The following is a 15,510-nucleotide window of genomic DNA, read 5'->3' on the forward strand; positions in this document are numbered from 1 at the left end:
TAATAGATCTGAGTCTGTTATGTGGGCACATTAAATATTGGGTAGGTTGAAGCAAACTGATGGCTAAGCCACTTGTAATCGTAGAATCTCCGGCTAAAGCTAAGACAATTTCGAAGTTTTTGGGATCAGAATTTCTTGTCGAGTCATCGATCGGCCACATACGAGACCTCCCAAAGAGTGCATCGGAGATTCCAGATTCGCTCAAGAAAGAGCCATGGGCTCGTTTAGGTGTAGACGTCGAAAATTCATTCAAGCCTCTCTATGTCATCTCTGACAAGAAAAAAGCTCACATCAAGCATTTAAAGTCACTTGTAAGCCAAGCGAGCGAAGTTCTTCTAGCAACAGACGAGGACCGTGAAGGTGAGTCGATAGCTTGGCATTTGGCTGAAGTTCTGGCTCCCAAGGTCCCGATTCGCCGAATGGTCTTTCATGAGATCACCAAAAGTGCGATATCTCAGGCGATTGAAAATACCAGAGACATCGACCAGCAGCTCGTCAGCGCTCAGGAGGCTAGACGGATATTAGATCGATTATATGGATACGAAGTCTCCCCGGTTCTCTGGAAAAAGATCAAACCCTCGCTCTCGGCGGGAAGAGTGCAGAGCGTGGCGACTCGAATTTTGGTGCAGCGAGAGCGCGAGAGGATGGCCTTCGTCTCTGCTGGTTATTTTTCGGTAATGGCTAATGCAACCAAGGCCAAGAGCGCATTCCGTGTTAATCTGATCGGTTTGGATTCGCTTCGAGTGGCAACAGGGCGAGACTTCTCTTCAGCTGGATCGATCGATCCAGCTCGAATTAAAAATGCTCCTCTTGTCGTCTTGGATGAGCCGTCTGCAATCTTGATCGCATCAGATTTGAAGAACAAAAGCCTTTTGGTTGAATCTGTCGAGCCCAAGCCCTATCGCCGAAGTCCTGCTCCGCCCTTTAGAACCTCAACGCTTCAACAGGAGGCCGGGCGGAAGCTCCGTTTTTCCTCGACTAGAACGATGTCGGCGGCCCAAAGGTTATACGAGGCCGGATTCATTACCTATATGCGAACGGACTCGACATACCTTGCCGATGCCGCCTTGGTTCAGACCCGCGAGATTGTAAAAGAGCTTTATGGAAATGAATTTGTTCCAGCTCGAGCCAGAGACTATAAAAATTCCGTGAAAAACGCCCAAGAGGCCCACGAGGCTATTCGTCCGGCTGGGGATCAGTGGCTAACACCGGCTCAGATTACATCTAGGGTATCTTCAGATGAAGCCCGTCTCTATGAGTTGATCTGGAAGAGAACGATAGCCTCACAGATGACAGATGCGACGGGTACATCCGTTTCGGTTCGGCTGAGTGCACCCTTAGCTTTGGACCAAAGTATAGGAAGTGACCAAGGCGCACGTTTGAATCCCACTCGCGCACTACTTTCTGCTAGCGGGCGAACCATCGATCACTTTGGCTTTCTGCGCGTCTATGTAGAAGATAGCGACGATGGCGATACATCTTCTGATGAAAATGACGTCATTCTTCCCCCTCTTGTTGAAGGTGAAGCGGTTCCCGTCCTAAGTACAAATTATGAAGGTCACACGACGAGCCCTCCGCCTCGATTTACAGAGGCCTCCCTCGTAAAGACGTTAGAGGAATATGGGGTAGGTAGGCCTAGCACCTATGCAAGTATTATCTCAACGATTCAAGATAGAGGTTATGCCTTCAAGCGGGGCAATACCCTCATTCCTTCGTTTGTAGCATTTTCCGTAGTTGCACTTTTGGAGCAATATTTCGGCGAACTTGTTGACTATAACTTCACTGCCGAACTTGAGAACTCATTGGACAAGATTGCCAATGGCGATATACCCGCGGTTCCGTACCTTCGTGACTTTTATTTCGGTGCAAATGATCAAGGTCTAAAATTCTTGGTAGATAGTCAACTTGACGCAATTGACCCTCGGGCTATTAACTCAATTTCAATAGGCGACGACGAAGAGGGAAATCCTATCGTAGTTCGCGTTGGTCGTTTCGGCCCCTATTTGAGCGTAGGCGACACAACGGCCCCAGTTCCCGATGGGATAGCGCCAGATGAGCTGACAACAAAACGAGCGATTGAATTGTTGGCTGCAGGCAGTGGCGATCGTTTTCTAGGTCTTCATCCGGAGATAGGCGATCCGATATTCGTCAAAGTAGGGCGTTTCGGCCCATTTATACAGTTGGGAGATCCCGAACTCCTACCCAAAGGTGAAAAGCCAAAGACGGGTTCTCTGTTTTCTACCATGACCCCAGAGACCGTGACTCTTGAAGATGCAGTTTCGATTCTCTCGCTTCCTCGAATTGTAGGGCGTGACCCAGAGACAGGCGATGACGTTGTGGTGTCGAATGGGAAGTTCGGCCCCTACGTCAAAAGAGGGCGTCTCTCTAGGAGTTTAACTAGTGAGTCGCAACTTCTATCTATTGGTCTGGAAGATGCTGTAGCTATCTTGGCTCAACCGGCTACGGGTCGCGGTAGACGAACTGCCACATCGATCGAACTTGGGGTCGATCCAGATGGACGATCAATCGTCCTTCGCTCGGGACGTTTTGGACCATATGTATCCGATGGAACTATCAATTGTACGGTAAAGCAGTTTGAAGTCGATGAGGGTCTAACCATGGAGCGGGCAGTCGAGCTTTTAGCCGAAAAGCGTGGGTCGATGCCCGAGGTTTCGAACGAAGATGGAGAAGGCGTAAAACCTAAAAAGCGCACAACTAGATCGACCGCTAAAGCCACATCGACCGCTAAAGGATCTACGAGATCTACCGGCGCAAGGGTTTCTGCTAGAGCGCCTCGCGCAACCACCCCAAAGACTCCCAAAAGTAAGAACTCCTAAGGATAAGGTCGTGGCCAAGGAGCTCAAGGGACGTTTTTTTGTTTTAGAAGGCCTAGACGGTGTTGGTAAATCCACCCAAACCCAACTTGTCTCTGAAGCGTTGCGCCAACGAGGGGTCGAGGTGGTTGAAACGCGTGAACCAGGTGGAACACCCCTAGGCGAGGCACTTCGGGATCTTATCTTTGGAAAATATAAGATAGGAGCTAGAGCGCTAGCCTTGGCGATGGCGAGTGCTCGTGCCCAACATTGTGAATCGGTGATCTTGCCGGCACTGGAACGTGGGGCTTGGGTCGTGTGCGACCGTTTTTCAGGGTCGTTCTTGGCTTATCAGGGATTTGGCTATGGGATTGACCTTGACAAGTTGATGCTTTTGGACTCCTTTGCCACCGACTCTCTGGTTCCAGAAATGGTCTTTTATATAATGGAACCGACGAATCGAGCAATGCGAGAGCTCTCTTCTTCGGATCGTTTTGAGGGTCAGGGACAGACCTTTCAGTCGCGTGTCAGGGATGGCTTTGGTCAACTTGCACTTAGATCTGGTTGGGTTTGCATAGACGGTGATGGTGAAGTCTTTGAGATTCGAGATCGGATTCTTAACGTTATTGACGGCCATAGATCGGATCCATAGGTGCTTATTTGTCAGATCTGTGACGTTGTTTCGTGAAAGTTACTAGCTTCGCCTAGAATTTTCCTTAGTAACTGTGGATAGTGATGGATTATGTCAGATTTTGAAAGCGATTCGCTCGTAATTTCGCCGGTATTGAAGTCGGTCTCTGTCCACCGTGATTTAGCACCTGTTTTAGGTGCTCACCTATCTCATCCGAATAATAGTTACCTTTTCTATGGTCCGCCTGGTAGCGGAAAAGAGCTTTGGGCTTTGGCCTTTGCGGCGGGACTTCTGTGTTCCAGCGGAGGGTGTGGAAGCTGTGGGATCTGTCTTGCGACCCTTGCACGGCGATCTCCGGATCTGAACTATTTTGAGAAGTTCAAGAGCTCGCTCTCGGTTGACACAATCCGCGATGACATAATCCGATTGGCTGTTTTGTCGCCAAACCAATCTTCTCGTAGGGTTGTCATCATCGAAGAGTTTGACAACATAGCAGAGGTAGCCCCTGTGCTCTTGAAAGTTATAGAAGAACCGCCGGCATCTACTGTCTTCATTATTGTGGCTCGCACCATCCACAAGGCCCTGGCCACAATCGCCTCTAGGTGTGTTCGGGTGGAGTTCTCGGGCCTTTTAGACCAGGAGGTCACTCAGTGGTTAGAAGATCAAGGACTGGGTTCTAAAGAGGCGAAGCTTACTTCATCCTTTGCTAGAGGAAATCTTGATTTAGCTCGAGATTTAGGTCTTGATGGAAGGTTGGAGAATCGCCTTGAGGCGTGGGGGGAGCCAGCTGGCAAACGCTACACAAATGCAAAAGAGCTGATTTTAGATGCGTCACGTGTAACCAATCTTATCGATAGCGTTACGGCTGATCTAAAAAAACAACAGGAGATAGAGCTTTCTAGCTTCAAGGCTACGAATCAAAAGAGTTCAGGAATGAAAGGGATCTTTAGGGAAGTCGAGAACGAACATAAGCGGATTTTGCGATTTAGACGGAAGGTTGAATTCGATGCAGGGATCTCTATATTTCTAGCATATTATCGTGGATCCCAATTTTTTGAAGGCGCAGACCCCGTCCAAGCAGCGGAAAACTATCAGAAAGTTGTTGACGCCTCGAGGACGACATTGCGCCAACTCAATGCCGGGGTTTCAGAAACCATTGCACTAGCTAGCCTTTTTGGCCAGAGACGCTAAATCGCTAAAAGTTCGCTATGATTAATACGGCGATAATGCCCGGGTAGCTCAGTCGGCAGAGCAGCTCACTCGTAATGAGCAGGTCAGGAGTTCGAATCTCCTCTCGGGCTCCAGGCCAGAGACTATTTTTACTCTTTTTACTTGACACCAGTACATAAAAAATACATAATTGTTTTGTGACAGGCCACAAGAAAGAGATACGACCGGGCGTCTGGAAACTGCGGGTAAGCGCCGGCCTCGATCCTGTGACGGGGCACGAAGCTGTTCGCATCTAGTTCGGCAGACATAAGTACTTATCAGTGTCGCACTGATGTATTGTACTTTAGGTCATGGGACAACTGGTACCTATCGCCATAGCAGCAAAAGAGCTTGGCGTGCATCCTGACACACTTCGGCGATGGGAAGTAGAGGGTCGCATAGTTCCAGCCGAGCGCACTGCTGGTGGCAGAAGACGCTACGACTTAGCCAAGATGCACCACCTCGCTCCACGCCAGAGACCATCAGCGAGAGCGACGATTGCCTATGCCAGGGTATCCACAAACCAACAGAAGGACGACCTGGTGCGCCAGGTGGCACTGCTCGAATCCTTCTGCGCGGCAAACGGGTGGATCTACGAGGTCATCTCCGATGTGGGATCAGGACTCAACTACCATAAGCGGGGACTCAAACAGCTTATCTCCAGGATCTGTTCAGGCGAGGTCGGTCGGCTTGTGCTTAGCCATAAGGATCGACTGCTTCGTTTTGGGTCAGAACTCGTCTTGTCCCTTTGTGAGCATTTCGGAGTTGAAGTCGTTATCATCAACGCTAGCGAGGATTCCACCTTTGGAGAAGACCTAGCAGACATGTCATCGAGATCGTAACCGTCTTCTCGGCCAGGTTGTGCGGGTCGAAAAGCAACAAGAACCAAAAAGTGATGGAAACACTCCAAGCGAAAGCCAGGGAGATCTCACCATGAGCGGTGTATCTGTGTGCTGGTGCTTAACTGAATGGTATTGAGGCTAAATCCATACCCCAGGCTAAAAAGAGGACCGTACGACTCGGAACGCTCCCTCTGTCCACACATAAGCGTGCGCAGATAGACGAGGCGCTCCGCAGTTACAGAGATGCCAAAGATCGTTTCTTGGTGGAGTTGGCTCCTATGGGGATGTGGAGTTTCCTCGATTCCAAGCGGGACTTCCGAGACGCTATGAAGAAGGCGGACGTCTACCCACAGGACGTCAACGTCCACTTGGTAGACCAGGCAGCCTTCGACGCTGTGGACACCTGGGTGCGCCACATCGAGTCAGTCCTGGCCATAGAAAACGTGAAGGCCAAGATCCATAAGCACTATAGAGACAACGAGATGCAGCAACATTTTGCCTATACCTGTCTCACTCGTTACGCATGGATCGGAGAAATCACACAAGGTAGAGTTCCTGCTATCAATTTGAAGGTACTTGTCGGCTTAGGAGGAAAGGAACGCGCCCAGGTTGTGCGTTACTTGCATCGGGTACTGCGTAAGGCACTCTCCAAGCACAAGAACCCGAGGGCACACGCGATGCGGTCGATGGCTCTGGCAGAAACCCTGTACGCGACATTCACCACGATGGCAATTCCCAAGAACCATACCTGTAACCCCGAAGACCGCAGGTGCAGGCAGCCCCATCTTTCGCAGTACGTGAAGATCATCGGAGCCAAGACCAATGCACGGATCGCACTTTCACTTGTTGGGGTCTCACGCGTGTCGGGCGACATCCGTCTCGTGGCGGAAAAGGGATCGAAGTGCGCAACGGTCCATGTTGTCTATGGCATCAAGGCCCCGGAGAAGGCGACCGGACCAATTGATGCCATCGACTGGGGTGTTACCGAGGTGTGCACGGACTCAAAAGGACACAAGCACGGGATCAGCCTCGGTGAGATCCTTGAAGAGTTCAGTGAAAAGAACAACGCAACAGGCAAGGTCCGAGGCAAAGCACATGCGAGGACCAGGTCTCTTCGCAAGGTAAACACCAAATCGAAGAAGGCCCCCAGGATAGCGAGGAACAACCTCGGCCACAAGAAGCAGGCTCGTCGACGTGAACGTGCCCAGGCCAGCGTACGCACGCTGTCGGGTCAGGCGACAAAAGAGGTTATCTACGGAAAAGGCAACCGGACCAGGGCGAGGGGTAAGGTTCCCCAAGACCCAACACAGCGCCCGCGCCTCCTCGCTACTGAAGACCTCTCGTACTTGCGCGGCAAGGCCAAGTCAAAGAAGATGTCTCGGATATGTTCCACATGGATGCGATCCGAGAACGAAGGTCGTATGGTGGTGCATACGAGCATCGGCGGTGTCGATGCCAAAACGGTAAACGCGGCCTACACCAGCCAAACGTGTCCCGAACCGACCTGGGGGTATGTCTCATCGGACAACCGCCAGGGGGACACGTTTCACTGGCGCAATCCATATTGGGATTGCAACTGGCAGGGTGATGCAGACCACGTAGCCGCCACGAACCTCAAATCCAGACTCACTGATCGACAGATCAGTGTCTTCACCGCCTACACCGAGGTGAAGGTGATCCAGAACGAGAGGTTCCGTAGCCGAAAGGAAAGCCGAGTTGGAGCACGTATCGTCCTTCAGGGGATCACCGGCAACGGTGTCCAGGGTGCGTGTATCGAAGACAGAGCTACCGCTCACGGCAGGACTCCAAGCAAACCACGAAGGCGCAAGCCCGTTGTGGAAGGTGGTAATGTTTTCGATGCCACCGACTCGCATAGTCCCGAGCACACGGTGTGAACGGGGGAGACTCAGCGGCTGGAGAGCGAAAATAAAAGGATACCTAGAAATGCCTAGGTTTTCTGGAGCGGATCAAGTAGATCTTAGCGGTCTTTCTGTGGGCAGAGAGAAAGCATTGGCAGAGATTCCAAACTTGCGTAGGAAGCTGAGCGGGTCAGGAAGTATACGAGAGTACTTAGAATATAATAAAGTTGTTATGTTTAGCAATATCTTAGGCAAAAACTCAGTGGGAGAGTATGGCAGAAACGCTGTGGTGCAAAGAAGCGGTAGCCGAATTCGAAACGCTGCCGGTCAGTGAGAAAAGAGCGATTGCAGATGCTCAAGTGAAATTAGAGACAATGGGTAGTGGACTACCCTTCCCCCATCAGAGTTCAATTCGGAAACTGACGGCCTGAGAGAGCTCCGACCAAGAGGAGGGAGAAGCCGTTGGCGGGTTTTTTACCGACGCGTAGGGCCTGAGCTGTTTGCAATCGGAGCGGTTGGACCGGAGGCCTCGGTGAGTCCGAAAGGTTTCCGACGGAGTGTTAGGTTGGCTGAGGAGCGTCTTAGCGGGTTTAAGGAGTACGGAGAATGATGGATAGGACACCAAAAGGAACAAAGACTGGCAAGGAGGTCTTAGAGGGTCTTCTCAAGGATCCCGAGTTTCAGGAGGAGTGGGAACGTACTGCCTTGGCGCGTGCCGTGGCGGTTCGAGTAATCGAGTACCGCGTGGAGCATGGCATTTCTCAGACGGAGTTGGGTAGAAGGCTCGGGATGCACCAACCTGCTATTGCGAGACTTGAAGAAGGAGAACACAACCCGAGTATAGATATGCTCAGACGACTTTCAGAGAAACTTGGGATTGACTTCAATATAAGCATCCATTTGGGATCGTTAGAAGTCGAGGGGTCAACGAAAGCATCAGCATGATTGCGGGCAGCCTGGCGAACTCTCCCAGGGATTCATAGGGTTTGGGAGTGCACACTCGCAGGTAAGTGTTTCGCGTTGGTCGCGGGTGGAAGCAAGTAGGGTACGCGTTATCAAGATCAGCGGCTTTAGGAAGCCTCACGGGTCTAAGCGAAAGAATATCAATGTCTTTGGCAAAGCTGGAAACCGCAATCTTGGAGGGTATTGCATCGAAACGACTGGATGAAATAAGGTTATAATTCCGCAGATTCTCGGTGAGAGTCAGGTCTTAGGCTCCATTACAGGTGGCGACCTTGTTGCGCGAATACGGATGCATATCGCACTCATGCACGCACTAGTGTCTGTAGCAAACAAACGCGTAGTTTTCCTTTAAGATGTAGCACACAAGTACCAGGAAAGAATTACGGAAAACATTGAAGCCCATTTACGGAAAGCCCACCTCTGACTTACAGTAGCCCGCTGCTTTGGAGTGCCGATGACCTACTCAAGTGGTCGACGGAGGTTTCAATGAGTCCAGGAAGATCGGGGGAGCTCCCGATCAAGGGTGAAGAGGGCCTTTATTATTCCCGTAAAAATCAGCACTACATAAATCAGTACATAATTTTTGTAAACAATAGCGTTCTTGGTTGTCCATATGTAGTTGGGACACCGCCTATGACATGCGTTTTTGTAATTTAAGGTTTCTTCTGATCTGATATAGACCTCACTCGTAATGAGCATGTCAGGAGTTCGAATCTCCTCTCGGGCTCCAGTCCAGAAGCCGTTTTTACTCTTTCCGATTGACACCAGTATAAGAAAATACATAATTATTTTGTGATAGCTGTGTCCTTGTGATCTTAATTCAATTAAATTCATTAATGTCCTGCCCTTCAGCATTTGATGACTCCTCCGTGGTTTTGAATGTTCCACAGACAAGTCTTACTGGAGGGTGGGTCAATTTAATGTTGCTGATCCTGGGTCAATTTAATGTTGCTGGCAACAGGAAGGTCAAGGCCCCATGGGCGTCGTCGTTGTTTACAGTCATTGACGGGTTAGGACACGTCTGGTTTCTGGGCTCGGGTGTCGGCGTATGGTCACTATCGATGGGTTGATAACTCACTTGCGGCCACCAAAAGCTTCGAAGCACCAAGGTGCGCCGAGTCTGTTGTGTTATACTTCATGGATGGGCGAATTCAACGTGTTGGGTGGTGAACTGGAGCCGTGCGGCACCGATCCGCTCACCGGCTTCTACCGGAATGGATGCTGTTCCACCGGACCTGAAGATCTGGGTAGCCACACTATCTGTGCCGTGGTAACAGCCGACTTCCTCGAACATCAGCGCAATATCGGCAACGATCTCGTCACTCCAGCTCCGCAGTATCGCTTCCCGGGCTTGATTCCCGGAGACCGCTGGTGCGTAACCGCGGCAAACTGGTTCCGGGCCCACCACGATGGTGCTGCGGCCTACGTGGTACTCGCATCCACCCACGAGCGCGTCCTGGACATCGTGCCGCTCGCCGTGCTGCAAGAGCATGCAGTCGACATTCCAGAAGGACCGGATTATCTCACGGGTTGACTATATTTGCTCGACTCGGCGCTGTTTTTCCCTCTTGAGAAGGACGGTTGATCTTCCGCAATCTGAGCCAGCCATACCCCAAACAGGCCGTGTCTGAACTGCTCCGGCAGAATAGAAAGGTCAATACCCAAACGGTTTGCATGGTGAATTTTGTCAAGCGCTCTAGTTCCCAACGTATCAGTGTCAGGGAATGATAAATCAGCGGCTATGGAAATCCCCGCACCCAGGATGAAGACATCCGGTGCCTCCTCGTCCCACGCACCTGTCAAGGTTGCGAATCCAGGTGACACCAACCGACTTCCTTATTATTAAAGCTACTTTAAATAGGACCTAGCTTCATCCGTTTCTTTCTTTCCCTGAGGCATCCTGAATTTGTAATGTTGCTGGTTCAAGATCATAACTTGAACCTTGGATTGCCAAGTTATCAAGCCGACGACTCCACCCATGTCGTGAAGGTAAACTCGTATTGCTTTGGCTTGGACTTACCTGGCTAATCACCATTATGCCGAATTGTATTACTGCCATTCTGGCAATAAGGTACACTCGAGGTTATGGAAACTGTAACTGTACATGGATCGGGAAGACTGACGGTACCAGCATCTGTAAGAAAGCAGCTTGGACTGACCGAGGGCACGGAGCTCGAGATCGAGGTGGACATGGAGCAAGAAGCCCTTGTCTTACGACGAGTCGTTTACCTAAGGTTAGAAGATGCTTGGGCGTACACTCCTGATCACCGTGAACTCATGGAGAGGGCACATCGAGATTCCAAAGAGGGCCGCGTCAAGAGACTTAGCGAAGAGGACCTGGAATCTCTAGGTAGCTGAGGAAGTGCTCCACGAATATCAATCTCTCGAATTTACAGAAACCTTCCTCCTGACGTTCGCGTCTCGGGATTTTACCCCCTCCGATCGCAAAACTTTCCTAAAAGCATTACGCCTTCTCGACGAAAACGAGAAACACCCTTCCGTCCGGGTGCATAAACTTGAAGGCGACCGAAGTGGATCATGGTCAGCGTCCGCGAGTGTTGTACTAAGACTAACGTTTGAGAGAGCAGACGATGGAACCAAGCGGTTACTAACTTGGTCAAAACACTATGACCGATAAATTTGGTCGGTAGTTGGGAAAATATTATCCTTGTACGCTAATAGTAGGTCACGATAGGTATTGCACGAAAGTACACTCGAATCGTTCCTGGTAAAAGCCCTGTAACTTATAACTGGCAGTCAAAAGGTGCACGTTTGCAGTTCTTTTTGGCGAAATTACAGCATGTAGCTTTTCAACGAGAATTCCCCGACACCACTCACCTGGTGCACCTGAGAGCATTTACGCGGTAAGCGGCAAGTTCTGTCTAGAACCAGGTTGGACTGCAAACTATGGTCAGGCACCGCTTGTCCGCACTCTTACCTAATACTTTGCCACCATCAACTATACGAATTTCCGAACATGCGCCGACGCTCATTGTCACAGCTAGCTCCACCAACATGGCGACCTCCTCGATGGCCAAGTATTAGGCAATCCAAGTGATTGCGTCGCCAATTTTCAAAGAAAAAACTGTAACACAGGTATCGGAGCCAGTGTCGCCCAGCTACCAAAGCCGATCTGGAAAGTGTAAAACAGGTGGTAAGGCCAATGTGTAACAGAGGTACCGAACTCTTACATTAGAAAAAACTCACAACTACCGACCAAACGAAAGTCAAAGATTGACGGGCTCCCCTAGAAATAGGCTTTTAGCTGGACATATGTAGCGAGTTCGGAGGGATTCGAACCCCTGGCGTTCTGATCCGTAGGTGCGCCGGGATAAACCGGTATGGAGGAAGAGATGAAAGAGCTCTACATCGAAGGTCTAGCGAACCACGATGACCCCGAGTCATGCGTCGGCGTCCGCGAGGACGCAGGCGAAGCGTTGACAGGGGCACGTGCAGGCCAGGCTATTGAGGCGCGTAATCAGAGAATTCGAGGTGCCGACGCTGTCTATGGAAGCGGAAGGCAACACCACCGCTAGCGCTATCGCAAGTTGCTTGTGGGCCCCGCGCGGTCAGAGAACCATGGCACCTACGGAACCTCCATGCGCGAGAACCGGGAGATCCCGCGCTCGCCAGTCGGGTTGATCACCCAGTGGGCCGCTCAGGAAAGGCTAAGGTCGTACGCCTGAGATGAACGAGCGCGGGAAGTCAGACAACCCCATATTACCTACGAAGCTGTCGAACAAAACCGGGGGACCGGTAGCGGAGGTAGTGGAGGAAAGGAGGTAGTGGAGGAAAGGGGGTTGGCCAAGGGGAACACGACCGACCTAACACGCCCCGGACTCAGAACCGGACCCACTTGCGGACAAGGTGTGTCAAACGGGCTGGATCGTGTGCGCGAAGTAGCAAGAAAGGACAAGCAAGCAAAGTTCACAGCACTTATTGCACCACATCGACTCAGACCGCCTGAAGGCCGCCTATTTAGCGATTAACCCGAAGGCTGCGCCATGAAATCGATAACGTGACATGGCACTCCTACGAAGAGAATCTGAGGGAGAACCTCGAAGATCTTCTTCAAAGGGTCCACAACGGTGCCTATCGGGCAAGCCCTTCTCGTAGGGTATACATACCAAAACCAGATGGACGACAACGCCCACTCGGTATCGCAACGCTGGAGGACAAAATCATCCAACGTTGGGTGGTGGAGGTGTTGAACGCTATATACGAGAAGACTTTCTCGGATTCTCCTACGGGTTCCGACCAGGACGTAGCCCCCACGATGCGCTTGATGCGCTGGCGGTCGGGATCTTAGAGAAAAAGGTGAACTGGATACTCGACGCTTATATCAGCGACTTCTTCTCCAAGTTGGATCGAACGTGGTTGAGGAAGTTTCTCGAGCATCGCATTGCGGATAAAAGAATCCTGCGACTGATCGACAAATGGTTGGCCGCAGGAGTCATCGAGGATGCGAAGTGCACAAAGACGACCGAAGGATCAGCACAAGGGGCATCGGTTTCACCATGCTCGCTAACGTGTACCTTCATTGTGTCTTTGACCGCTGGGTCCGACAGTGGAGATACAAGCATGCACGGAGCGACATGATCGTCTCGAGGTTTGCCGACGACTGTTGCCAGCAACCTATTTTTGACCCACCCCACCCATTCATGGTAGTGCGTTTGAGCAGATTGAGATATCGCTGGTTGTAGATTTTTGAATTCTCTTGGGTCAAAGTCCACTGCGATAACTGACATTTGCCACTGGGTTAAATCTTGACTGGTTGAATTGGATTGCTTGGAAAACTTATCCATTTAGGCGTTAGGACTTAGGCAAGGCACTGGTTGTCGTATATCCATGGATCAACTCGAGGCTCTATGGCTTCATAGTTATAGTCTTTGGCCCAAACGGTCATGATCCATAAGTATTGGTCTTCGAATTAATTGGATTGTTGGTTCTAGGACGTGGGGCTAATGCTACGGCAGCATCTTGATGATTAGGAAAGGAAGAACTTTTTGTTGATTTAGTAGTAGCTACGGGCTGTGGGTCTTGTTGACCAAGAGTCGCCGATTTCAACTCGGTAGGCGAAAGTTACAAATTTGACTACCTGTAATATTCTTGGTCCACAAATCCACAGTCCATTAGGACTTGTTGTAGTCATAGGATCTTAATATGTAATAGAAATATCTCAGAGTGCATTTTGGCAATCACTGATCACCTGTGATTGGGTTCTCAGCTTTGGAATGATCCTCTTGTTATCTCAAGGTCCATCCTCGATTCGACGGCAAATGTGTGGAATGCGACCCTTAGCTATCTTTTTCGATCGAGGGGCCAGAATGAGGTGCTTATCCAAAATGTCCTAAGACAAATGTCGACACAGGATGCTGAAGCGACCTAGCCCAGGAGATACCTCAGTTCCACGATGAATACTAATTGTACGTAGCATTCGAAGACGTAATGGAAGAGCACAGTGTATTAGATATATGATTTTGGCCATGGCCCGTTTCATTCAAAGTTGTGGAAAGTTCAGGGCGTCACATATTTCCAAAAGTGGAGCTGGCAGGTGGAAAAATTGCAGATTCTGATTTTGGGGTATCGTCTGTCTGGTACCCACCGGATGAGACTCCTCGCTGTCGGCTAGGCACTGCTGGCCGCCAGTTGTGGCACCACCAGTGGGAATACGCCTGCTGGTGAGTCTGTGGCGACCACGACCAGCAGAACTGCGTCTTCTGGGCTCAGTCTGAGTGTCTCTCCGGACACCGGTCTTGTCGGCGGTCAGCAGCTGCAGGTAGGCATATCCGGGTTCCCCCATGATGCCACTGTCATGGTCTACCAGTGCGCAAGTGCAGCATCGGCCACCAACTCGAATACGTGTAGTGGCTTTATCTACCTGTATACCGCAAGCAGTGGAGGTGCATCGGGGCTATTCATCGCGCAACCGTCGGTGGGTGGCGCACAGTCGAAATCGACGTGTCAGGATCAGTGCGTCTTGGTTGGCATGGTGATCAAGGAGGGCGCAGGAGTTCCTCCTAGCCCACCACCGATGGCTACGTCTCCGTTGTCATTCTCAACCACGGGGACGCAGGGCCTCAATGGTGCATCTCTACAGGACTTGAGCTGGATAAGTAGAACCGAGGGTTGGGCGATGGCCTCCCAGCCATGTGTCACAGGTTTGTGCGTCCGCCTCGAGCACACCACCGACGGTGGGGCGCATTGGCAGCCGCTACCGGATCCACCTGCCCTGGTCCAGGGCGGTCCAGTCAATTGTTCCAAAGCAGTCTGCGTAAGCCATGTACGTTTCGCGAGTTCAAAAATCGGGTACCTGTTTGGGCCTGGACTATTAATGACCACCGATGGAGGTCATACCTGGCAAGTGCAGCACGGCCTGAATGTGGAGACGTTGAAGGTATCGAGTGGCAGGGCGTACCGAATCGCTTACAGCCAGACGGGGTGTCCAGGTCCGTGCGCGCCAACCTTGCAAGAGTCAGAGCCTGGTTCCACCTCTTGGAAGACACTGATAAGCCAGCTCACCAGCCCGGACCGCAGCGCCACAGCGCAGATCGTCAGCTCTGGTTCAGCCATACTCGTTGCCCTATATGGCAGCTCCGCGGGACCGGTATTGGCGCAGGCTGTTGTCTACCGCTCAACCGACAACGGTGTTTCATGGCAGCCTATGAACGATCCATGTTCTGGTCTTGGCCCTAGCGGCAAAGGGCAAGAGGAGGACCTGATTGATCTGGCCGCAGCACCGCAAGGCCACTTTGCCGGCCTATGCAGTCCACATAGCGGGTTCGCCACTTTCGTAGTCAGCTCTGCCAATGACGGCCAATCCTGGAATATTGCCGGAATTCTGCCGAAGACGCAGGATCTGACCCAGATTGCTATGGTAAGTCCCTCTGTCATTGTCGTCTCCACTGGTTCAACCGGGGGCAGTGGAACTTTCACGGCCCGACTCCTGGTTTCGACTGACGTAGGCCAAAATTGGACTACCGCAGCCACCGATACGCAGCAGATCACTCAAATGGGTATTCCGGCTTGGCTGGGAGTCGAGACTTCACTGGTCGGTAGATGGATCAGTGGCCCCCACTCCATATGGAGGACCAATGATGGCGGACTGCACTGGACGAAAACCGCCTTCAGCTGAGTCCTATTGTTCGCCGATTCCCTAAACATTATTGCGCTGGTAGGTGTTGGTTTATCGT

13 protein-coding genes, 1 tRNA gene and 1 pseudogene are annotated in these 15,510 nt (G+C 51.2%); 13 read left to right on the plus strand and 2 right to left on the minus strand.

Going from position 1 to position 15,510, the window contains the following annotated elements:
- Window positions 1-59: 59 nt before the first annotated feature.
- The 5 genes and pseudogenes from topA (at window position 60) to ACIDITHRIX25_RS99640 (ending at window position 5,590) form a co-directional block, all read left to right on the plus strand.
- Window positions 60-2,837, plus strand: a complete 2,778-nt coding sequence (gene topA, locus ACIDITHRIX25_RS99620; RefSeq protein ID WP_201731856.1) for a type I DNA topoisomerase — start codon at window positions 60-62, stop codon at window positions 2,835-2,837.
- Window positions 2,838-2,847: 10 nt separating this feature from the next.
- The gene (gene tmk / locus ACIDITHRIX25_RS99625) at window positions 2,848-3,465 is read left to right on the plus strand and encodes a dTMP kinase (protein ID WP_201731857.1); all 618 of its coding nucleotides are present in this window, start codon (window positions 2,848-2,850) and stop codon (window positions 3,463-3,465) included.
- 90 nt (window positions 3,466-3,555) lie between these two features.
- Window positions 3,556-4,635, plus strand: coding sequence for a DNA polymerase III delta subunit-related protein (locus ACIDITHRIX25_RS99630; protein ID WP_201731858.1), 1,080 nt, complete (start codon window positions 3,556-3,558; stop codon window positions 4,633-4,635).
- Between the two features lie 37 nt (window positions 4,636-4,672).
- Window positions 4,673-4,748, plus strand: a tRNA-Thr gene (locus ACIDITHRIX25_RS99635).
- A 216-nt stretch (window positions 4,749-4,964) separates the two neighbouring features.
- A pseudogene (locus tag ACIDITHRIX25_RS99640) lies at window positions 4,965-5,590 on the plus strand (IS607 family transposase).
- On the opposite strand, the gene ACIDITHRIX25_RS99645 reads toward ACIDITHRIX25_RS99640, so the two are convergent.
- Window positions 5,582-5,863: a hypothetical protein gene (locus ACIDITHRIX25_RS99645; RefSeq protein ID WP_201731859.1), complete on the minus strand. Its 282-nt coding sequence runs from the start codon at window positions 5,861-5,863 to the stop codon at window positions 5,582-5,584. The pseudogene ACIDITHRIX25_RS99640 and the gene ACIDITHRIX25_RS99645 overlap by 9 nt on opposite strands.
- On the opposite strand from ACIDITHRIX25_RS99645, the gene ACIDITHRIX25_RS99650 reads away from it, so the two are divergent.
- From ACIDITHRIX25_RS99650 to ACIDITHRIX25_RS99680, 7 genes are all read left to right on the plus strand, one after another.
- Window positions 5,864-7,390, plus strand: coding sequence for a zinc ribbon domain-containing protein (locus ACIDITHRIX25_RS99650; protein WP_201731860.1), 1,527 nt, complete (start codon window positions 5,864-5,866; stop codon window positions 7,388-7,390). It begins immediately after the preceding gene.
- Between the two features lie 570 nt (window positions 7,391-7,960).
- Window positions 7,961-8,299: a helix-turn-helix domain-containing protein gene (locus tag ACIDITHRIX25_RS99655; RefSeq protein ID WP_052604020.1), complete on the plus strand. Its 339-nt coding sequence runs from the start codon at window positions 7,961-7,963 to the stop codon at window positions 8,297-8,299.
- A gap of 1,159 nt (window positions 8,300-9,458) precedes the next feature.
- Entirely contained in the window at window positions 9,459-9,851 is a 393-nt protein-coding gene (locus ACIDITHRIX25_RS99660) for a DUF2237 family protein (RefSeq protein ID WP_082058359.1), read from the plus strand.
- A 551-nt stretch (window positions 9,852-10,402) separates the two neighbouring features.
- Complete coding sequence (locus ACIDITHRIX25_RS99665) at window positions 10,403-10,675, plus strand: AbrB/MazE/SpoVT family DNA-binding domain-containing protein (RefSeq protein WP_052604016.1); 273 nt, start codon at window positions 10,403-10,405, stop codon at window positions 10,673-10,675.
- 995 nt (window positions 10,676-11,670) lie between these two features.
- Window positions 11,671-11,853 (plus strand): hypothetical protein, encoded by a 183-nt coding sequence (locus ACIDITHRIX25_RS99670; RefSeq protein ID WP_201731861.1) that lies wholly within the window; start codon window positions 11,671-11,673, stop codon window positions 11,851-11,853.
- A 482-nt stretch (window positions 11,854-12,335) separates the two neighbouring features.
- Window positions 12,336-12,626, plus strand: coding sequence for a hypothetical protein (locus ACIDITHRIX25_RS99675; protein WP_201732154.1), 291 nt, complete (start codon window positions 12,336-12,338; stop codon window positions 12,624-12,626).
- Window positions 12,627-12,634: 8 nt separating this feature from the next.
- On the plus strand, window positions 12,635-12,916 hold the full coding sequence (locus ACIDITHRIX25_RS99680; RefSeq protein ID WP_349632174.1) for a hypothetical protein: 282 nt from the start codon (window positions 12,635-12,637) through the stop codon (window positions 12,914-12,916).
- A 901-nt stretch (window positions 12,917-13,817) separates the two neighbouring features.
- On the opposite strand, the gene ACIDITHRIX25_RS99685 is transcribed toward ACIDITHRIX25_RS99680, so the two are convergent.
- Window positions 13,818-14,120 carry a hypothetical protein gene (locus ACIDITHRIX25_RS99685; RefSeq protein ID WP_201731863.1) on the minus strand — a complete coding sequence of 101 codons (303 nt, stop codon included), beginning with the start codon at window positions 14,118-14,120 and terminating at the stop codon, window positions 13,818-13,820.
- Between ACIDITHRIX25_RS99685 and ACIDITHRIX25_RS99690 the strand changes: the two genes are divergently transcribed.
- A complete protein-coding gene (locus ACIDITHRIX25_RS99690; protein ID WP_502756223.1) occupies window positions 14,007-15,452 on the plus strand; it encodes a neocarzinostatin apoprotein domain-containing protein in 1,446 nt (481 codons plus the stop codon). The two genes, ACIDITHRIX25_RS99685 and ACIDITHRIX25_RS99690, sit on opposite strands and share 114 nt — an antisense overlap.
- Window positions 15,453-15,510 lie beyond the last annotated feature (58 nt).

It is taken from the genome of Acidithrix sp. C25, assembly GCF_904848545.2.